Genomic DNA, 20,727 nt, shown 5'->3' with positions numbered 1-20,727 from the left:
CGCTGACCAACAGCGCCGGTACGTTCGGCAACGCCGGGACAATTTCGGGTGCGGTTGTCGTCAACGGTGGCGCCTTCACGACGACGGGCACGGTCGGCGGCAGCCTCGGCAACAATGGTGCGACGGTCAACGCGCAGGGTCAGGTCAACGGCAGCATCACCAACAACTCCGCCGGCCTGTTCACCGTTACCGGCGACCTCGCCGGCAACAGCAGCTTCGATAACGGTGGCACCGCACGGTTGGCGCTATCCGGCGGCAATTTCACCGGCATCACCACGCTGAGCAATAGCTCCACCAACGGGTCGGGCATCAGCATCTCCGCGGGCCGGACGTTGAGCGCGAACGACATCAGCAACAACGCCGGCGCGACCATCGACAATCTGGGCACGCTGATCGCGTTGAACAGCCTGACGAACAACGGCACGATCACCGGCGCCTATGCGATGGCGGGCGGCACCCTGAGCGGCACCGGCAATACCGCAAATCTCACCGTCAGTGGCGGCACCTTCGCTCCCGGCAACGGGACGGCGGGCTCGTCGATGACCGTCACCGGCAGCCTCACGCTGCAGTCGAGCGCCCTCTACATGGTGCAGATCAACCCGGCGACATCGAGTTTCACCAACGTGACGGGTGCCGCGACGCTGGGTGGATCGATGGTCCAGGCGATCTATGCCAATGGCAGTTACGTGGCGCGGCAATACACCATCCTGACCGCCAGCGGCGGCGTCAGCGGCACGTTCGCCTCGCTGGCCGACACCAACTTGCCGGCGAACTTCCACACCACGCTGAGCTATGACGCCACGCACGCCTATCTCAACCTGGTGCTGAATTTCGTGCCACCGCCGGGCAGCGGCCTGAGTGGCAACCAGCAGGGCGCTGGCAACGCGATCATCAACTACTTCAACAGCAATGGCACCATTCCGCTGGTGTTCGGCGGGTTGACGCCGACCGGGCTGACCCAGATTTCCGGCGAGACCGCGGCCGGCTCGCAAACGACCACTTTCAACGCCATGACCCAGTTCATGGGGTTGATGACCGACCCATATGCGGCCGGACGCAGCAACGGCGCGAATACGCCGGCCTATGCGGACGAGGACGTCGCCGGCAATGCCTACGCGCCGCGCCAGAGCCCGCGCACGAAGAACGAGCGCGACGCCTACGCCGCGATCTATAGCAAGGCGCCGCTGGTGAGGAATTACGATCCACGCTGGAGCGTGTGGGCGGCCGGTTTTGGCGGCTCGCAGACCACCGACGGCAATGCCACGCAGGGCACCGGCACCACCACCAGCAGCCTGTTCGGCGTGGCGGCAGGCGCCGACTATGTCTTCTCGCCCAACACCGTCGCCGGCTTTGCGCTGGCCGGCGGCGGCACCAATTTCAGCGTTGCGAATGGCGGCAGCGGTCGCTCCGACCTGTTCCAGGCCGGCGCCTTCGTGCGTCATGCCGCGGGCGCGGCCTATGTCACGGGCGCGCTGGCCTATGGCTGGCAGGACGTCACCACCGATCGCACCGTCACCATCGCCGGCGTCGATCGCCTGCGCGCGCAGTTCAACGCCAACGCCTTCTCCGGCCGCGCCGAGGGCGGCTATCGTTTCGTCAGCCCGTGGATCGGCGGCATCGGCATCACGCCTTACGCCGCCGGACAGTTCACGACGTTCGATCTGCCCGCCTATGCCGAGCAGGTCGTCTCCGGCGCCAACACGTTTGCCCTCGCCTACGGCTCCCGCAGCGTGACCGCGACCCGCGGCGAGCTCGGTTTCCGCGCCGACAAACCCTTTGCGCTGCAGACCGCCATCCTCACCCTGCGCGGCCGCGCCGCCTGGGCCCACGACTACAATACGGACCGCGCCGTGGGCGCCACCTTCCAGGCCCTGCCCGGCGCCTCCTTCGTCGTGAACGGCGCCCGCCCCGCCAGCGACTCCGCGCTGACTACGGCATCAGTCGAGATCAAATGGACCAACGGATGGTCGGCGGCCGGCACCTACGAAGGCGAGTTCTCGAACGTCACCGCCAGCCATGCCGGCAAGGGTGTGGTGCGGTTTGTTTGGTAGGTCGAAGTAGCCCACACACCGTCATTCCGGGACGCGCCTCTTGGCGCGGGCCCGGAATCCATTCATCCGCAGAATCTGTAGCCCGATGGATTCCGGGCTCGCGACTTCGTCGCGCCCCGGAATGACGGAGAGACTATACGGGCTTCACCGGCGCGGTCGGCCTCACCGGCTCCGCTTCCACCTTCATCTTCGGCTCCCGGTCCCCCGCCAGCACGCGCTGCACGGAGACGAAGAACACCGGCACCATCAGCAGCGCCAGGATGACCACGGCGATCATGCCGCCCATCACGGTGGTGCCGAGCGATTGCTGGCTGGCGCCGCCGGCGCCGTGGGCGATCGCCATCGGCAGCACGCCGCAGATGAAGGCAAGGCCGGTCATCAGGATCGGGCGGAAGCGCAGGCGGCAGGCTTCGATGGTGGCTTCGAGGAGCGGCTTGCCTTCCTTGCGAAGATCCTTGGCGAACTCGATGATGAGGATCGCGTCCTTGGCCGCGAGGCCGATGATGGTGATGAGGCCGACGGTGAAATAGACGTCGTTCGGCAGGCCGCGCAGCATCGCCGCGATCACGGCACCGGTGACGCCGAGCGGCACGGTGAGCAGCACCGCGAGCGGAATGGTCCAGCTCTCATAGAGCGCGGCGAGACACAGGAACACGACGAAGATCGACAGCGCCAGCAGGATCGGCGCCTGCGAGCCCGACAGCTTTTCCTGCAGCGACTGTCCGGTCCATTCATAGCCAAAGCCGCGCGGCAGGCGGCCGGCGAGCCGCTCCATCTCGGCGATCGCATCGCCCGAGGTGAAGCCGGGTTTTGCTTCGCCCGAGATGCGCACCGCCGGATAATAGTTGAAGCCGGCAATTTGAGTGGGCCCGCGCGACCATTCGACCGTCGCGAAGGAGGACAGCGGCACGAGCTGGCCGCGGCTGTTCTTGACGTTGTAGTTCAGAATGTCCTCGGTCTTCATGCGGTCGGCACGATCGGCCTGCACCACGACGCGCTGCATGCGGCCACGGTTCGGGAAATCGTTGATGTAGTTCGAGCCGAGATTGGTCGAGATCGTGTTGTTGATGTCCTCGAAGGTGACGCCGAAGGCGCCGGCCTTCTCGCGATCGATCATCAGATTGACCTGCGGTGCCTCGGGCAGGCCTTCGATATAGACCTTCTGCAGCACCGGGCTCGCATTGGCCTCCGCGATCAACTGGTCGGCGGCGCGCATCAGCGCCGGATAGCCCTTCTGGCCGCGATCCTGGAGGCGGAACGAGAAGCCGGAGGAGTTGCCGAGATTGTCGATCGGCGGCGGCTGCAGCGCCGTGATCTTGGCGTCGCTGATCGAGGCGAGGTCGCGGTTGATGTCGGCAACGATCGCGGCGGCCGATTCCTTCGGCCCACGCTCCGACCAGTCCTTCAGCGTGATGAAGGCCTGCGCGGTGTTCATGCCCTGGCCGGAGAAGCTGAAGCCGGTGAGGAAGGTGACCTCGTCCACGCCCGGCTTCTGCAACAGATATTTTTCGACCTTCTCGATCACGGCCTCGGTGCGCTTGTAGGAGGAATCAGACGGCGTCTGCACGTCGGTGGTGATGAAGCCCTGGTCGTCGACCGGCAAAAAGCCGCCGGGCAGGCTGACAAAGCCCCAGGAGAGGCCGACGAGCAGCGCGGCATAGACCAGCATCAGGCGTCCGGTGCGCTTCAGCGAGAAGCCGACGGTCTTGGAATAGCCCTCCTTGCCGCCCTCGAGCATGCGGTTGAACCAGCCGAAGACGCCCTTCCTGGCATGACCGTGACCCGCCGTGACGGGCTTGAGCAGCGTCGCGCACAGCGCAGGGGTCAGCGACAGCGCGAGGAAGGCCGAGAAGCCGATCGCGGCCACCATGGTGACGGAGAACTGGCGGTAGATGATGCCCACCGAGCCCGGGAAGAACGCCATCGGCACGAACACCGCCATCAGCACCAGCGTGATGCCGATAATGGCGCTGGTGATCTGCGACATCGCCTTGCGGGTCGCTTCCTTCGGCGGCAGGCCTTCCTCGGCCATGATGCGCTCGACATTCTCGACCACGACGATGGCGTCGTCGACGAGGATGCCGACCGCGAGCACCATGCCGAACATCGAGAGCATGTTGATGGAGTACCCGGCGAGCAGCAGCGTGCTGCAGGCACCCAGCAGCGCCACCGGCACGACGATGGTCGGGATGATGGTGTAGCGGATGTTCTGCAGGAACAGGAACATCACCACGAACACCAGCACGACGGCCTCGACCAGCGTCATCAGCACCTTCTGGATCGAGGCTTTCACCACAGGCGTGATGTTGTAGGGAATCTCGTATTTGATGTTGGCCGGGAAGAAGCGCGACAGCTCCTTCATCTTCTCCTCGACCGCGCTCGCGGTCGCCAGCGCGTTGCCGGTCGGCGACATCAGCACCGAAAGGCCCGCGGTCGGCTTGCCGTTGAGGCGGGTATTGAACTGATAGCTGAGGCCGCCGACCTCGATGCGCGCAACGTCGCGCAGACGGACAGTCGAACCGTCGGGGTTGGCGCGCAGGATGATCGCACCGAACTCGTCCGGCGAGGCGAGCTGGCCCTTGACCAGCACCAGCGCCGAGACGCGCTGGTCCTTGGTCGAAGGTTCCGCGCCGATACTGCCCGAAGCCACCTGCGCGTTCTGCGCGGTAATGGCCTTGTTGACGTCATCGACCGTCATGCCGTAGCCGACGAGCTTTGCCGGATCGATCCAGACGCGCAAGCTTCGCTCGGTCGAATACAACGTGGCGCGGCCGACGCCGGGAATGCGGCGGATTTCGCCGAGCACGTTGCGGATCATGAAATCGCCCAGGCCGACCTCGTCGAGGCTGCCGTCGGTCGAGTTCAGCGTGATGATCTGCAGCACCGCGCTCGAGGCTTCCTCGATCAAAATGCCCTGCTGGATCACCGCGCGCGGCAGGCGGGCTTCGACGCGCTTGATGCGGTTCTGCACCTCGACCGAGGCGTCGTTGGTCGAGGTCCCCGGCACGAAGTTGGCGATGATCTCGACCTGGCCGAGCGAGTCGCTGGTGGATTCGAAGTTGAGGATCCCGGAGGCGCCGTTCAGCTCCTCCTCGATCAGCCGCGTGACGCTGTTGTAGAGATTTTCCGGCGAGGCGCCGGGATAGCTGGTCGAGATCGAGATCGAGGGCGGCGCGATGATCGGATATTGCGCGATCGGCAACAGCGGAATCGAGATCGCGCCGATCAAGCAGATGAACAGCGCCACGACCCAGGCGAAGATCGGCCTGTCGATGAAGAAGCTCGGCATGATCGGTTACCGCAATGCTTGCGCTTGCTGGCTGTCCGCCGCGTCGGCCTCGGCCCAGGATTGCGGCTTGACCTTGTCGCCGGCGGCAAACTTCTGGAACCCTTCGACCACGACCTTGTCGCCGGCCTTCAGGCCGTCGGTGACGAACCAGTAGCCGTCCTGCACCTGGCCGGTGCGCACCGGCTGCACGGCGATGCGGTTGTCGTCCTTGACGACGAACACTTCGCTGCCGCCGCCGCCATTACGCTGGATCGCCTGCTGCGGCACCGCTATTGCGTCGGAGTCGAGACCCTGGTCGATGCGGACGCGGACATACATGCCCGGCAGCAGCTCGCGCTTGGGATTGCGGAACTCGCCGCGCAGCGTCACCTGGCCGGTATGGGCGTCGACCTTGGCCTCGGAGAACAGCAGCTTGCCGTTGAGCGCATAGAGTTTGTTGTCGTCGAGCACGAGGCGCACCTTGGCGGCATCGGCATCGATGCGCTCGAGATCGCCGCTCTCGAAGGCGCGGCGAAGCTGGTTCATTTCGGTGACCGACTGGGTGAAGTCGGCATAGATCGGATCGAGCTGCTGGACGGTGGCGAGATTGGTTTCGTTCTGCACGACCAGCGCGCCTTCGGACACCAGCGCCGCGCCGACAACGCCGTCGATCGGCGCGCGCACGGTCGCATAATCCAGGTTGAGCTTTGCGCGCGCGAGGTCCGCCTTGCGGCCCTCGACTTCGGCATGGGCCTGGCGTTCGCCGGCAACAGCCTTCTCGTTCTCCGCTTCAGGTGCTGCGCGCTGACTGGTGAGCAGAGCGACGCGGCGGGCCTGTTGCTGCGCCTGCAGCAGCACGGCCTCCGCCTTGGCGACCGCGGCCTCATGGGCCATGACCTCGACTTCGAACGGACGCGGATCGATGCGATAGAGCGGATCGCCCGCCTTCACCTCGCTGCCCTGGCGGAACAGGCGCTCGACCACGATGCCGGAGACACGCGGCCGCACCTCGGCGACGCGCGTCGGCGCGATGCGGCCGGGCAGTTCGCGCACCACGGCGCGGGCCTGCGGCTTGACGATGACGATACTGACATCAGGCTCGGGGGCTTGTGCGGCTGAGATTGCGGAGCTGGATTCGTCGCAAGCTCCAAGAAGCGGCGCAAAGGCCGCGAGCATCACTGCGACGCATGCCGATCGCGCACGAAGTCCTGACATGGAGTGGGTGGCCCCCGAGGTTTGTTGCAAACACAATCACGCTCCGCGCGGCATGCTTTCGACAGCGAATTCCGCGCGGCTGATGAGGCCAAAATAGAATGGTCTTATTGCATTGCAACGCGCGACGCGGGCGGCCCAATGTCACAGAAGCTATCGCACTGAACGCACGACCTTTTTCCGGTCTCACCCGATTGTGAGTCGGGTTCCATCTCGGTGGTGCTGCGACAGAACAACGCGCTTTTAGTCCGCAGCCTTCATCCGGTAGTGGCTGACGCCCCATTCGGTTCCGTCGGCGTGACCGAACAAGCCTGACGTCGCCAGGAAGAACCAGCGCCAGCGGCGCATCCACAGCGCGGTCTCGTTGCCATAGACCTTGCGCATGGTGGACTCGATCCGGTCACGGCCTGCGTCGAAATTACCAAGCCAGTCATCCGCGGTGCGCTGATAATGCGTGCCGCTCCAGCACCACTCCTTCTCGATCTCGAAGAGGTCGCCATATTGCCTGACCAGGTGATGGCTCGGCATCACGCCGCCGGTGAAGAAGTGCTGCGCGATCCAGTCTTCGCGATCGGCCCGGTCGAACAGATAGGAGCCGGACCGATGGGTGAAGACGTGCATGAAGAAGCGGCCGTCCGGATTGAGCCATGAGCGCACGCGCGTCAGCAGCTTGCGCCAGTTCATCATGTGCTCGAACATCTCGACCGAGACGATGCGGTCGAACCGGCCGTCGGGCGCGAACACGTTCATGTCTGCGGTGACGACGCGCAGATTGGTCAACCCGCGCAGCCGCGCCTGCTCCTCGACGTAGTCGCGCTGCGACCGCGAGTTCGACACCGCAAGGATCTTGGCATGAGGGAACAGCCGCGCCATCCACAGCGACAGCGAGCCCCAGCCGCAACCGAGCTCGAGAATGGTCTGCCCGTCGGCCAAATCAGCGTGCTCGACGGTCTGGCGCAGCGCCTCCTCCTCGGCCTCCTGCAGCGTCGTCACATCGGTCCTGTAGAAGCAGGACGAATATTTGCGGTTGGGACCGAGCACGTCGGCGAAGAACGCCGCCGGCACCTCATAGTGCTGCGCATTCGCATCATCGGTGTGCTCGGCGATCGGCCGCAGCATCATCTCGCCGGCGAAGGCGGTGTCCCTTGCCACGCCGCCGCCGGACAGGCGCAGTGCGGTGCGCGCGCAGAGGCGCTGGATCGCCGCGCGGATCACGATGTCAGGCAAGGGCACGCGCTCGGCGGTCCCGATGATGGTGGAGACGACGCTCATGCGGCTACTCCGTCCCTGGGTGACAAGGTCTTCGGCGGTAGCGGAAAGAACATGCTGGTGCGGGCCTGATAGGCGCGGTAGCGCTCGCCGCGCGAGCGCAGCATCTGCGCCTCCAGCGGCGGGATGCCGGTGACGTAGACCAGGATCCAGTACATGAAGATTGGTGCGAGCAGGCTCGCCCAGCCCCACGCATAGCCTGCCGTCAGCGCGATGACGGGATAGGCGAGCCAGGACAGCCATTCGAAAAAGTAGTTCGGATGGCGCGACCAGCGCCACAGCCCGATATCGCAGACGCGGCCGTTGTTCGAAGGATTTTGCCGGAAGCGCTTGAGTTGCGCATCCGCGAGCGCTTCGCCAAAAATGCCGATCAGGAGGATCGCTGCGCCAAGATAATCCTGCGCGCGCAAGGCCGGCTCAGGGACATGCGCGGCGACAAAAATCGCAAACACCAGCGGCACCGAACCGAGTGCCTGGTTCTGCAGGAAGATGAACATCCGCCGCGGCGCGTTGAGACCCCACTCCTTCGCGAAGTCGGCATAGCGTGGATCGTCCGAAATGCCTGAGGTGCGGATCGCGATATGGGTGCCGAGCCGCAGCGACCAGAGCGCGACGAGACTCGCCACCAGCCATTGCCGCGCATTGGGGCCCTCGCCCACGACCGGCCACAGGGCGGCCCCGGCGCCGACCAGGCCGACCGCAAACGTCCAGATCGTGTCCACCCAGCCGGAATTGCCGGTCCGCTGCTGCACGACCCAGGCGAGCGCCATCAGCGCCGCCAGTGACAGCGCGATGACGAAGAGAGCAGCAACATGTGTCGTCATGCAAAAATTCCGTCCCAAGTCCGTGAAACGCCGAAGTTTTGCAAAATACGAACGTAACTAAGCCCGGTTTCGGCTTAGGGTTCCCCCGCCCGCCTCGAAATCGGCATCTCCCCGCTTTTTTCCGGCTGGCGCTGTGCCATAGTGCAAAAATGCCCGCCTGAAGCTTCGTTACGGATGATATCGGCCATGCCGCCTGGGACTTCGCCCCGCTCCACCATGGAGATCGAGCTCACAAAACTGTCCTCGCCCAGCGTGTTCCTGGTGCGGATGCTGGTGTTCCTGGTGCTCTGCGGCCTCGTGGGGGTGGTGCTCTACAAGCAGATCATCGTCGCCTTCTTCGCCAATCCGGGCCTCAATGCCCTGATCGGGGCCGTGCTGTTCATCGGCATCATCCTGGCCTTCCGCCAGGTGATCCGGCTCTATCCGGAGGTCTCCTGGGTCAATAATTTCCGCATCGCCGACCCCGGCCTGGCGCCGGCGCGTCACCCAAAGCTGCTGGCGCCGATGGCGGCGATCCTCGGCGGCGAGCGCTCCGGCCGGATGTCGATCTCGCAGACGACGATGCGGCATTTGCTCGATTCCATCGCGACCCGCCTCGATGAAGCCCGCGATATCTCGCGCTACATGACCGGGCTGCTGGTCTTCCTCGGCCTGCTCGGCACCTTCTGGGGCCTGATCGAGACGGTCGGCTCGGTCGGCAAGGTGATCGATGGCTTGAAGGTCGGCGGCGACGCCGGCGCGCTGTTCGACACGCTCAAGGAAGGCCTCGCCGCCCCACTCGGCGGCATGGGCATTTCGTTCTCCAGCTCGCTGTTCGGCCTCGCCGGCTCGCTGATCCTCGGCTTCCTCGATCTGCAATCGAGCCAGGCGCAAAACCGCTTCTACACCGACCTCGAGGACTGGCTCGCCACCACCGTGCGCGAATATGGCCGCGACGCGCCGGCCGGCGGGGGCGCCGGCGTGATGTCCGGCGAGCTGCAGGCGGCGATCGATCGGCTGCGTGCAACGCTGGAAGAAGGCAGCGGCAGCCGCAGCACCACGACCGCGATGGCGAGCCTTGCCGAAGCGATCCAGGCGCTGGTCCAGCACATGCGGACCGAGCAGCAGATGATCCGGGAGTGGGCCGACGGCCAGGGCGAGCAGAACCGCGAGATCCGCCGCCTGCTCGAGCGCCTCGCGCGCCAGCCCGAGAAGAGTTAGCAAGCGGAGACATCCATGGCTTTGGCCCGCCGCCGCAGCAGCGAAGGCCCCTTCAACTACTGGCCCGGATTCGTCGACGCGCTGTCGACGCTGGTGCTGTCGATCGTGTTCCTGCTCTCGGTCTTCCTGGTCGTGCAGTTCTTCCTGTCGCAGGAGGTCACCGGCAAGGACAAGGCGCTGGAGGCGCTCAACGCCAAGATCGCGCAGCTCACGGAAATGCTGTCGCTGGAAAAGCTCGGCAAGCTCTCGCTCGACGACCAGGTCTCGCAATTGAAGGCCGGCCTCGTCTCGGCCGAGACCGAGCGCGACCGCCTCAAGGGCCTCTATGAGGGGCTCGCGAGCGCCGGTAACGACGCGCAGGGCAAGGCCTCCGAGCTCAACAAGGCGCTGGATTCCGAGAAGGCGGTCTCGGCCCGCGCGCTCGCGCAGATCGAGGTGCTGAACCAGCAGATCAGCGCGCTGCGGCGGCAACTCGCCGCGCTCGAAGAAGCCCTCAACGCGTCGGAGAAGCGCGATAAGGAATCGCAGAGCCGGATCGCCGATCTGGGTTCGCGGCTCAACGTGGCGCTGGCGCAGCGCGTGCAGGAATTGTCACGCTATCGCTCCGAGTTCTTCGGCCGCCTGCGCGCCATTCTCGGCAACCGGCCCGACATCCGCATCGTCGGCGACCGTTTTGTGTTCCAGTCCGAGGTGTTCTTCGACACCGGACAGGCGACGCTGCTGCCCGAGGGCCGCGCCGAGCTCGATACACTGGCCTCGGCACTTATCGAGCTCGACAAAAAAATCCCGGCCGAGATCGCCTGGGTGCTGCGGGTCGACGGGCACACCGACGTGCGTCCGGTCACGGGTATAAACTTCAAATCGAACTGGGAGCTCTCGGCCGCGCGCGCGATTTCGGTCGTGCAGTATCTGGTCTCGCTCGGCGTGTCCCCCCAGCGCCTCGTCGCAGCTGGATTTGGCGAATTCCAGCCGCTCGACACCGCCAACACCGAAGAGGCCTACAAGCGCAACCGTCGCATCGAGCTGAAGCTGACGGAGCGGTAGTGGCTCTCCACATCCGCCCCTACGCGCCCTCGGACGAAGCCGCCAGCATCGACGTCTGGCATCGCACCTGGCAACAGGCTTATCCGCAGATCGACTTTGCGGCGCGGCTCGACTGGTGGCGCGAGCGCTGGCGCAAGGAGCTGGTGCCGAAGGCGGAGATTGCTGTTGCAGAGCAAGACGGCAAGCTGATCGGGTTCGTCACCATCGACGGTGAAGGCTATCTCGATCAGCTCGTAGTTGACCCTGCCCATTGGGGCTCCGATGCGGCACGGCTTTTGGTGGATGAAGCCAAGCGGCTCTCACCCAGCGGCGTCACCCTACTCGTCAACAAGGACAATGCCCGCGCCATCCGCTTCTACGAGCGCAACGGTTTTGTGCATGCGGGTGATGACGTGAACCCGACCTCGGGGCGGCCGGTGCTGAAGATGGCATGGAAGCCGTAGGGCTCACGCCCCCTCGAACTGCAACCTCGCCAGCCGTGCATAAAGCCCGTTCGCCGCAACCAGCTCCGCATGCGTGCCCTGCTCGACGATTTGGCCCTGGTCCATCACCAGAATACGGTCGCAGGACAGCACTGTTGCGAGACGGTGCGCGATCACGATGGTGGTGCGGTGGCGCATCAGCTCTTCCAGCGCGGTCTGCACCAGCGTCTCGCTTTCGGCATCGAGCGAGGACGTCGCCTCGTCGAGCAGCAACAGCGGCGCGTCGCGCAAAATCGCGCGCGCGATCGCGATGCGCTGACGCTGGCCGCCGGACAGCGTCACACCGCGCTCGCCGAGCGGCGTCTCAAAACCTTCGGGCATGCGGCGGATGAATTCGGCGGCGTGCGCAAGCTCGGCGGCACGCTCGACTTCGGCGTCGGTCGCGCTCGGCCGGCCAAAGCGGATGTTTTCGCGCGCGGTGGCGGCGAACACCACGGATTCCTGCGGCACCAGCGCGATGCGGGCCCGCAGGTCGCGCGGATCGGCCGATTTAAGCGGCACGCCATCGAGCGAGATCGCACCCCTCTTCGGGTCGTAGAAGCGCAACAGCAAATGAAACAGCGTGCTCTTGCCGGCACCTGAGGGCCCGACGATCGCGACCTTCTCGCCGGGTCGCACGTTCAGCGAGACAGCATCGAGCACGTTGACATCGGGCCGCGCCGGATAGGCGAAGCTGACTTTGTCGAAACCGACCTCACCGCGCGCAGGCACCGGCAGCGCGCGCGGCTGCGCCGGTGCCGTGATCTCAGGCTGCACGTGAAGGATCTCGAACAGGCGCTCGGCCGCGCCCGAGGCGGCAGAGACTTCGCCCCAGACCTCGCTGAGCTGGCCGAGACCGGCGGCCGCGAATGCCGCATAGAGCACGAACTGGCCGAGCCGGCCCGGCGTGATGCTTCCGGTCAGCACGTCATGCGAGCCGATCCAGAGGATCGCGACCACGCTGGAGAACACGATGAAGATGATGATCGCGGTCAACACCGCGCGCGCCTGCGTCGAGGTGCGCGCCGCCTCATAGGCCTGCTCGACCTCGCCGCCGAAGCGGCGTTCGGCAAAGGCTTCGCTGGTATAGGCCTGCACGGTGCGGATCGCGCCGACGAGCTCCGAGGCATAGGCCGAGGCGTCGGCAAGCGTGTCCTGCGCGTTGCGCGACAGACGGCGCACCCAGCGCCCGAAGGCCACCAGCGGCAGCACGATCAGGGGGATGGCGAGCAGCACGAAACCCGACAGCCGCGGGCTCGTGATCACCATCATCGCGGTTGCGCCAAAAAACATCATCAGATTGCGCAGCGCAATCGAGACGGAGGCGCCGACCGCCGACTTGATCTGCGTCGTATCGGCCGTGAGCCGCGACACCAGCTCGCCGCTGCGCGCCGAGTCAAAAAACTTCGGCGACAGCGACAACAGATGCGTGAACACATCGCGCCTGAGATCGGCGACGATGCGCTCGCCGATCGTCATCACCAGGTAATAGCGGGAGGCACTTGCCAGCGCGAGCACGGCGACGACAGCGATCATGACGGAGAAGTAGCTGTTGATCAGCGCGATGCCTTCAGCCGTCAGGCCGAAATCGATCATGCGGCGAACCGCGACGGGCACCAGCAGCGTCGTCAGCGCGGCGATCGTCAGCGCGACGAAGGCGAGCATGGCGCGGCCGCGATAGCGGGCGACGTAAGGTGCGAGCGCAAGCAAGGGCCGCAGCCGTGCGCGTCCCTTGGCCGGCTGCTCGATCAGCTCGGCTTCGATGGACGGGATTTCGAGAGGCCCGGTTTCGGGCTCGTTGCGATGCCCGTCGTCAAGCCGTTCCACAGCGCTCATCAGCTTCGGCCCATTGGTCAAGTCCGTTCCCAATAGGCCGGTGCAAGGGTAGTGGCAAATCCGGGATGTCCCTTAGGGGCTCCCCCGGTTTTACCTGCCGCCAACGGCTTGTTTTGGGGGCTTTCGTGGGGTATAGAGCCGCCCAAATCCGTCATTCGATAGCCACTCAAGTGAGGCGCCGGGGCGCCGAGGAATTGCCATGAAAGCCGAAATTCACCCGAATTATCATACGATTACGGTCGTGATGACCGACGGCACCGAGTACCTGACCCGCTCCACCTGGGGCAAGGAAGGCGACAAGCTGCACCTCGACATCGACCCGAAGTCGCACCCGGCCTGGACCGGCGGCACCCAGCAGCTCATGGACCGCGGCGGCCGCGTCTCCCGCTTCCAGAAGAAGTTCTCGGGCTTCCTCAAGAAGGATTGATCGACTCTCAACCGGTCGAGACGAAAAACGCCCCTGGCTCAGCCGGGGGCGTTTTTGTTTGGACACAGCGCGCTCTCAGACCCGTCATCCCCGCGCAACGGCGAAGCCGTTGTCGCTGGAGGCGCGAGCCATGCGGCGCGACGCGCCGCGTGGAGAGCCTCGAAGGATGAACGGCCCCCCGCCGGGCAACAGCCGGGCCGTCGCCCTTCGAGGGCCGCTGAAGAAGCGGCCACCTCAGGGTGACGGTTCAATAGCTACGGTGTCTTGGGGCTTACCGCTCGAACGCGGCCTTGAGCGCGTTGAGCTGCGGCACCAGCGGATTGCCGATCGGCACGCGTTCGGGGGCCGGTGCGTGAATGCTGGTGTCGAGGCGGCGGACGCGCGTCTGCAGGCTCATCGAGCGCGCGATCAGCGCCTGCAACTGCTCCGGCAATTTCTCGATCGTGTCGTCGGGGCCGGGATCGGCGGCGGTGAGCTTGACCTTGGTCTTTTCGCGATTGGCCTGGACCAGCGTCATCTCGCCTTCCTTCACCGCGCGGTGCAGCAGCAGCCACGAGGCCAACTGCATCAGGCGCGTGGTGAGGCGCATGCTCTCGGTTGCGTAAGTCAGGCTGACGGCGCGATCGAGCGCCTTGGCTTCGGTGCGGCCCGCACCGTCGAGATAGGAGGCGGTCTCTTCGACCAGATCCATGCCCTCGCGGAACAACACACTGAACGCAGCGGAATTGGTGAACCGCTCACTGAGCTGAACCAGAGCGCCTTCGGCTTGCGAACGGTCCGACATGGTTAACGCCTCTTACGCGACAGTTTACTGTGGGAAACGGCCGGTTAACGCGCCGGCTTATGATGAACAAATCATTGCGCGGGCGGAGCCGTGAGTCCAGCGGAGACCGCGTTTACGGTTACCGCGCGCCGGGCGCGACGATGCGTGACGAAGACGTCACAGATGTCAGGCGCGAACGCAAAAAAAGAGCCGCCGGAGACCGGCGGCTTTGAAAGTTGATAACAGGGAGGCGTCAAACAGAGTGGACAGGAGCCACTCGGTGTCCAAACGAGGACAGTTCCAGTCATAAACCCGAAAGCTTAATCTGGAGTAAACGAGCTAAATTTTTCAGGGTTCATTAGCCACGTCGGCCATTGGCCGAGTGGGTGGCGGAACGTTCTCTCGTCGCCCCCGCTCCAAACCATCCGCCCGTCATTCCGGGGCGCGACGAAGTCGCGAGCCCGGAATCCATAACCACAGGATTTGATTTGGCGAAGACTCGGAGTTGAGAGCCGCGCGCCGCAACTGCTGCCTGTGGTTATGGATTCCGGGCTCGGCGCTGACGCGCCGCCCCGGAATGACGAGAGGAGAGATCGTCGCCCCGCGCCCCAATCTTCACTTCTTGAAAAAATGATCCGCCGCATCGCGCGAGGCGCGCTTCTTGGCGGCGGCTTCCTCGAGCCTCGTGATCTCCGCCTTCAACAAGGCAACACGCTCGGTCAATTCCTCGACCGACAAGAGTGAGAGGTCCTGTCCGATCTCGTGGCTGATTTTCTTGCGCGGACGATCGTCATCTTCGGCTGCCATTGGCGTACTCCTGGGCGTGCTCCTGTCCGTCATCCGGTCAATGAGAGATCGACGGTTTCCTGGCGGTTGCCAGCGCTGGGCAGGCTGGCTAATCAGGGGCCTCGTTCGTTCCTGCTCTCCTCGAAGGACAAATCATGGAAAAGCTGCCCGCGCAAATGACCGTGGTCGCCATCTCGAAACCCGGCGGTCCGGAGGTGCTGATCCCTGAGACGCGTGCGGTGCCGCAGCCCGGTCCGGACGAAATCCTCGTGAAGGTGCTCGCCGCCGGCGTGAACCGGCCTGACGTGGCGCAGCGCTCCGGCGCCTATCCGCCGCCGCCCGGCGCCAGCGACCTGCCCGGCCTCGAGATTGCGGGCGAAGTCGTTGCGGTAGGCCACAATGCCAAGCGGCACAAGGTCGGCGACAAGGTGATGTCGCTCGTCGCCGGCGGCGGCTATGCGCAGTACTGCATCGCCCAGGACGCGCAGGCGATGTCGGTGCCGCCTGCCCTGTCGATACAGGAAGCCGGCGCATTGCCGGAGACGCTGATGACGGTCTGGCACAACGTGTTCGAGCGCGGCGGCCTGAAGGCCGGCGAGACGCTGCTGATCCATGGCGGCTCTTCCGGCATCGGCACCATGGCGATCCAGCTCGCAAAGGCGTTTGGCGCAAAGGTGTTCGTCACCGTCGGCTCGCAGGACAAGATCGATGCCTGCCTCAAGCTCGGGGCCGACCGCGCCATCAACTACAAGACGGAAGACTTCGTCGCCGTGGTCAAGGCCGAGACCAACAATGCCGGTGTCAACCTGATCCTCGACATGGTCGCCGGCGAGTATGTCGACCGCAATTATGACGCTGCCGCGGTCGACGGCCGCATCGTGCAGATCGCAACCCTCAACGGCCCAAAGGTTAACGTCAACATCGCCAAGGTGATGGTGAAGCGCCTGACCCATACCGGCTCGACGCTGCGTCCCCGTACTAATGCGGATAAGGCGGCGATGGTGGCGGCGATCGAGGCCAGGGTGATGCCGCTCTTGCGCGAAGGCCGCGTTAAACCGTTGATGGACAGCACTTTCCCGCTGGAAAAGGCAGCCGATGCTCACCGGCGGATGGAAACGTCAGCACATATTGGCAAAATTGTGTTGGCGGTGTAGCGCGCAACGCCCTGAGAACTCCCCAGGGCGACCGGAAACCCTTTGATTTTCCTCGCTTTCGTGGCATCTATCGCGGGCAGTCAAACCACCCGCTTGTTCGGGAAATGGCTTTGACCTAATCGCCTGAACCTCGAGTTTGCGTCGAACGCGGAGAACTGACCTTGCGTCTGATCAGGCGCCTCGCGCCCCTAGCGCTGGGCCTCATGATTGTTGTCGCCGCGTGGCCTGCACGCGCGCTTGACGCAGTCAGCGTTCGCGGCGATGCGCCCGCGATCGACCTCACCGCCGTTCTCGAGCATCAGCGCAGCGACGCCGACCGCATCCAGGTGTCCACCGCGCCTGGCACCGACGGCATCGTCCGCCGCATCGAGGTCCGCGCCCGCGAAGGCGGCCAGAACTGGATCGTGTTCGCGCTCGCCAACAACACCGACGATCAGCTCGACCGCCTGATCGTCGCGCCGCATTACCGCATCGTATCGTCCGGCCTGTTGTGGCCCGACCTCGGCCTCTCGCGCATCGCCACCATCACGCCGTCGACCGGCGATCGTCCCGAGCGGCAGGAGAGCCCGACCGCCGACGTGTTCCGTATCACGCTCGATCCCGGCGCCGTCGTCACCTTCGTCGCGGAACTGCGCACCGACAAGCTGCCGCAGCTCTATCTGTGGGAACCGGAAGCCTACAAGGACAAGGTCAACTCCTTCACGCTCTACCAGGGCATCGTGATCGGCATATCCGGGCTTTTGGCTCTCGTGCTGACCATCCTCTTCGTCGTGAAGGGCAGCATCATGTTCCCGGCCGCCGCGGCGCTGGCCTGGGCGGTGCTGGTCTATATCGGCGTCGACTTCGGCTTCTGGGGCAAGGTGCTGGACATGTCGAACAACGCCGAGCGCATCTGGCGCGCGGCGGGTGAAGCGATCCTGGCGGCGACGCTGCTCGTGTTCCTATTCGCCTATCTCAACTTAAGCCGCTGGCACGTTCGCTATTCGCACATCACGGTCGGCTGGCTGGCCTTCCTCGGCTCGCTGGTCGCGCTCGCGCTATTCGATCCTGCAGTCGCCTCCGGCATCGCGCGCATGTCGCTGGTGCTGATTGCCTTCGCGGGCTTTGCGCTGATCGTCTATCTCTCCACCCACGGCTTTGACCGCGCGGTGCTGCTGATCCCGACCTGGTTCCTTCTGGTGATCTGGGTCGTCGCGGCCGGCATGACGGTCGCAGGCTCTGTCACCAACGACATCGTCGGCCCGGCCCTGCTCGGCGGCCTCGTGCTGATCGTGATGCTGATCGGCTTCACCGTCATGCAGCACGCCTTTGCCGGCGGCGGTGCCACGACAGGCGTCGTCTCCGACATCGAGCGCCGGGCCCTCGCACTCGCCGGCTCCGGCGACCTGATCTGGGACTGGGACGTTTCCGCCGACAAGGTCTTTACCAGCCCGGAGACGGAAGCCTTGCTGGGTCTCAAGCGCGGTACGCTGGAAGGACCGGCCGCGACCTGGCTCGAAGTGCTGCATCCGCTCGACCAGGACCGCTTCCGCGCCGCGCTCGACAGCGTGCTCGATCAGCGCCGCGGAAGGCTGGTGCAGGATTTCCGCCTGCGCACGCCGGATGGCCATTTCATGTGGTTCGCGCTGAAGGCGCGACCCGTGGTCGGCTCCGACGGTGAGGTCTCGCGCGTGGTCGGCACGCTCACCGACGTCACTGAGTTGCGCAACGCCGAGGAGCGCCTGCTGCACGATTCCGTGCATGACAACCTCACTGGCCTGCCCAACCGAAAGCTGTTCATGGACCGCCTCAACGCGGTCGCGAATTTTGCCAAGACGATGCCGACGCTGCGGCCGACGCTGATGGTGATCGACCTCGACCGCTTCAAGCAGGTCAACGATTCCGTCGGCATCGCGGTCGGCGATTCCATCCTGCTGACGCTGGCCCGCCGCCTCACCCGTATCCTTAAACCCCAGGACACCCTGGCGCGCCTTGCCGGCGACCAGTTCGGCCTGATCCTGTTGTCCGAGCAGGATCCGGCGCGCATCACCAATTTTGCAGAAACCATCCGCAAGACCATCCGCGCGCCGATCGCCTTCAACGAGCGCGAGATTTTTCTCACTGCTTCGATCGGGCTGGCTCTATCTGATCCTCAAACCCAACTCACGGACGAGATCATCAAGGACGCCGAGCTTGCGATGTATCATTCCAAGCGCATCGGCGGCGATCGCATCGACGTCTACAAGCCCGCGATGCGCGCGCGCAAAACCGACCGCCTGACGCTGGAGAGCGAGCTGCGCCGCGCCATCGAGCGCCAGGAGCTCACGACCCTCTATCAACCGATCGTCCGGCTGGAGGATCGTTCGGTCGCCGGCTTCGAGGCGCTGGTGCGCTGGGATCACCCAAAACTCGGGCGCATGGCGCCGTCGGAATTCATCACCATCGCCGAAGAAACCGGCCTGATCGTCGACCTCGGCATGTTCGTGCTCGACCAGACCGCAAAGCAGCTCTCGATCTGGCAGCGCGCGATGCGCTCGCGCGAGCCGATCTTCGCATCCGTCAACGTCTCCTCACGACAGCTGCTGCGCCACGACCTCATCCATGACATCCGCACCGTGCTGTCACGCTCGTCGGTGGCGCGCGGCACGCTCAAGCTCGAATTGACGGAATCGCTTGTGATGGAAAACCCGGAGCACGCGGCGCAAATGCTGACGCGGATCCGCGAGCTCGGCACCGGACTGTCGCTCGATGATTTCGGCACCGGCCATTCCTCGCTGGCCTATCTGCAGCGCTTCCCGTTCGACACCATCAAGATCGACCAGTCCTTCGTGCGCACCACCAGCCGTGGCACGCGGCCCGTGATCCTGAAGTCGATCATCGCGCTCGCGCACGATCTCGGCATGGACGTGGTCGCGGAAGGCGCCGAGACCGATTCCGATGCCGTCGAGCTCTACCAGCTCGGCTGCGAATACGCGCAGGGTTTTGCCTTCGGCGAACCCATGGATGCCGACGCCGCGATGCGCCTGCTGACGGAAGTGCGGCTGGAAGCGGCGAGCTAGGCGCGATAGCGCACTCCCTTCCCTTCTCCCCTTGTGGGAGAAGGTGGCGCGAAGCGCCGGATGAGGGGTTGTCTCAACAAGCTCAACTCAACGAATTCACCCGCAAAGAGAAACCCCTCACCCGTCTCGCCGCTGCTGCGCAGCGCCGAGCCACCCTCTCCCATAGGGGGGAGAGGGAAGAGCGCAGCGCGTATCTCCAAATCGAGCTGAAGACATCAACTCTTCGAAGCTGCTAAAGTCAGCTCCGTACGCGCTTCAACCCATGGTAATGAAATGGACGGTCGCAAGCTCCGGGTCGCAATCCTCTTCGGCGGACGATCGGCCGAGCATGACGTGTCGCGGGCGTCGGCGGCCAACGTGCTGCGCTCGCTCGATCAGGATCGCTACGAGACGGTGCTGATCGGAATCACGCGGGACGGCCGCTGGATCGCGGCCGATGCCGGCAACGGTGCCGGGACAGGTAGCGCGGCTCTGGTCGTTCCGGAAGACGGACCGCAGATCGCGCTGCTTCCCGGCAGCGGCGGCAAGGCGCTGCTCACCGACGATGCGGGATCGCAGGCGCGCCCGCTTCCCGCCTTCGACGTGGTCTTTCCGGTGCTGCACGGCCCGCACGGCGAGGACGGCACGGTGCAGGGCGCGCTCGAACTGGCCGACGTTCCCTATGTCGGATCCGGTGTCGCCGGCTCCGCGGTCGCCATGGACAAGGACATCGCCAAACGGCTGCTGCAGGACGCGGACCTGCCGATCTCCCGCTTCATCGCGATCACGGCGCCTGCGTCGGTCAGCTATGACGACGCCGTCCAGGCTATCGGCACCAAGGAGCTGTTCGTGAAGCCCGCGAACATGGGCTCGTCGGTCGGCGTGTCCCGGGCGCGCAACGCCGAGGAGTTTTCCGAAGCCTGCAAACACGCCTTCCGCTTCGACAGGAAAATCCTGATCGAGCAATGCGTGCCACAGGTGCGCGAGATCGAATGCTCGGTGCTGGAGGATGAGAGCGGCGAGGTGAAGGCGTCCGAGCTCGGCGAGATCGTGCCCGACGACAAGCACGGCTTCTATTCCTACGACGCCAAATATATCGACGCCGACGGTGCCAGCCTCGTCGTGCCTGCGCGCATCGCGCCCGAGCTGAGCGAGACCATCAAGGGGCTCGCGATCAGGACCTTCAAGGTGCTGTGCTGCGAGGGCATGGCACGGATCGATTTCTTCCTCAGCGGTCAAAATGTCTTCGTCAACGAAGCCAACACGCTGCCTGGTTTCACCAACATCAGCATGTATCCAAAGCTCTGGGAAACCAGCGGCCTGCCGCAATCGAAACTGATGGATGCGCTGATCGCGCACGCCATCGCGCGGCATCGGCGCACGAAGACGGTTTCGGTGCATCGCTAGCCGAGCAG

The 20,727-nt window shown here is 64.9% G+C and carries 15 protein-coding genes; 8 read left to right on the top strand and 7 right to left on the bottom strand.

Annotated elements, in window-relative coordinates; all coding sequences use genetic code 11:
- The coding region (locus tag C2U70_RS20205; RefSeq protein WP_349629575.1) for an autotransporter outer membrane beta-barrel domain-containing protein at positions 1 to 2,051 on the top strand (2,051 nt) is incomplete at its 5' end.
- Between the two features lie 133 nt (positions 2,052 to 2,184).
- Here C2U70_RS20205 and C2U70_RS20200 read toward each other — a convergent pair.
- The 4 genes from C2U70_RS20200 to C2U70_RS20185 all read right to left on the bottom strand — a co-directional run bounded on the left by C2U70_RS20200 (position 2,185) and on the right by C2U70_RS20185 (position 8,624).
- The gene (locus C2U70_RS20200; RefSeq protein WP_140980176.1) at positions 2,185 to 5,340 is read right to left on the bottom strand and encodes a multidrug efflux RND transporter permease subunit; all 3,156 of its coding nucleotides are present in this window, start codon (positions 5,338 to 5,340) and stop codon (positions 2,185 to 2,187) included.
- A gap of 6 nt (positions 5,341 to 5,346) precedes the next feature.
- Positions 5,347 to 6,534: an efflux RND transporter periplasmic adaptor subunit gene (locus tag C2U70_RS20195; RefSeq protein ID WP_140980175.1), complete on the bottom strand. Its 1,188-nt coding sequence runs from the start codon at positions 6,532 to 6,534 to the stop codon at positions 5,347 to 5,349.
- 240 nt (positions 6,535 to 6,774) lie between these two features.
- On the bottom strand, positions 6,775 to 7,803 hold the full coding sequence (locus tag C2U70_RS20190) for an SAM-dependent methyltransferase (RefSeq protein WP_140980174.1): 1,029 nt from the start codon (positions 7,801 to 7,803) through the stop codon (positions 6,775 to 6,777).
- Positions 7,800 to 8,624, bottom strand: a complete 825-nt coding sequence (locus tag C2U70_RS20185; protein WP_140980173.1) for a DUF1295 domain-containing protein — start codon at positions 8,622 to 8,624, stop codon at positions 7,800 to 7,802. Before C2U70_RS20185 ends, C2U70_RS20190 begins: the two co-directional genes overlap by 4 nt.
- Positions 8,625 to 8,810: 186 nt before the next feature.
- Between C2U70_RS20185 and C2U70_RS20180 the strand changes: the two genes are divergently transcribed.
- The 3 genes from C2U70_RS20180 to C2U70_RS20170 are packed head-to-tail and all read left to right on the top strand — an operon-like array spanning position 8,811 to position 11,311.
- Positions 8,811 to 9,824, top strand: a complete 1,014-nt coding sequence (locus tag C2U70_RS20180) for a flagellar motor protein MotA (protein WP_186294377.1) — start codon at positions 8,811 to 8,813, stop codon at positions 9,822 to 9,824.
- A gap of 15 nt (positions 9,825 to 9,839) precedes the next feature.
- Entirely contained in the window at positions 9,840 to 10,868 is a 1,029-nt protein-coding gene (locus C2U70_RS20175; RefSeq protein WP_140980171.1) for a peptidoglycan -binding protein, read from the top strand.
- Positions 10,868 to 11,311 carry a GNAT family N-acetyltransferase gene (locus C2U70_RS20170; protein WP_140980170.1) on the top strand — a complete coding sequence of 148 codons (444 nt, stop codon included), beginning with the start codon at positions 10,868 to 10,870 and terminating at the stop codon, positions 11,309 to 11,311. The genes C2U70_RS20175 and C2U70_RS20170 overlap by 1 nt, the downstream gene beginning before the upstream one ends.
- Positions 11,312 to 11,314: 3 nt before the next feature.
- Here C2U70_RS20170 and C2U70_RS20165 read toward each other — a convergent pair whose 3' ends face one another.
- Entirely contained in the window at positions 11,315 to 13,165 is a 1,851-nt protein-coding gene (locus C2U70_RS20165; RefSeq protein WP_140980179.1) for an ABC transporter ATP-binding protein/permease, read from the bottom strand.
- A 199-nt stretch (positions 13,166 to 13,364) separates the two neighbouring features.
- Here C2U70_RS20165 and rpmE point away from each other — a divergent pair, with 199 nt between their 5' ends.
- Complete coding sequence (gene rpmE / locus C2U70_RS20160) at positions 13,365 to 13,592, top strand: 50S ribosomal protein L31 (protein ID WP_140980169.1); 228 nt, start codon at positions 13,365 to 13,367, stop codon at positions 13,590 to 13,592.
- 271 nt (positions 13,593 to 13,863) lie between these two features.
- Here rpmE and C2U70_RS20155 read toward each other — a convergent pair whose 3' ends face one another.
- Positions 13,864 to 14,376, bottom strand: coding sequence for a DUF1465 family protein (locus C2U70_RS20155; protein WP_140980168.1), 513 nt, complete (start codon positions 14,374 to 14,376; stop codon positions 13,864 to 13,866).
- A gap of 594 nt (positions 14,377 to 14,970) precedes the next feature.
- Positions 14,971 to 15,162, bottom strand: a complete 192-nt coding sequence (locus tag C2U70_RS20145) for a DUF1192 domain-containing protein (RefSeq protein WP_140980167.1) — start codon at positions 15,160 to 15,162, stop codon at positions 14,971 to 14,973.
- A 134-nt stretch (positions 15,163 to 15,296) separates the two neighbouring features.
- Here C2U70_RS20145 and C2U70_RS20140 point away from each other — a divergent pair, with 134 nt between their 5' ends.
- The 3 genes from C2U70_RS20140 (at position 15,297) to C2U70_RS20130 (ending at position 20,719) form a co-directional block, all read left to right on the top strand.
- Positions 15,297 to 16,295: an NAD(P)H-quinone oxidoreductase gene (locus C2U70_RS20140; RefSeq protein ID WP_140980166.1), complete on the top strand. Its 999-nt coding sequence runs from the start codon at positions 15,297 to 15,299 to the stop codon at positions 16,293 to 16,295.
- A 161-nt stretch (positions 16,296 to 16,456) separates the two neighbouring features.
- Complete coding sequence (locus C2U70_RS20135) at positions 16,457 to 19,333, top strand: EAL domain-containing protein (protein ID WP_186294376.1); 2,877 nt, start codon at positions 16,457 to 16,459, stop codon at positions 19,331 to 19,333.
- 273 nt (positions 19,334 to 19,606) lie between these two features.
- Complete coding sequence (locus C2U70_RS20130) at positions 19,607 to 20,719, top strand: D-alanine--D-alanine ligase family protein (protein ID WP_140980165.1); 1,113 nt, start codon at positions 19,607 to 19,609, stop codon at positions 20,717 to 20,719.
- Positions 20,720 to 20,727 lie beyond the last annotated feature (8 nt).

This window comes from Bradyrhizobium guangdongense (assembly GCF_006483445.1).
Lineage (GTDB): Bacteria > Pseudomonadota > Alphaproteobacteria > Rhizobiales > Xanthobacteraceae > Bradyrhizobium > Bradyrhizobium guangdongense_A.
This window is presented reverse-complemented; position numbering and strand designations above follow the sequence as displayed.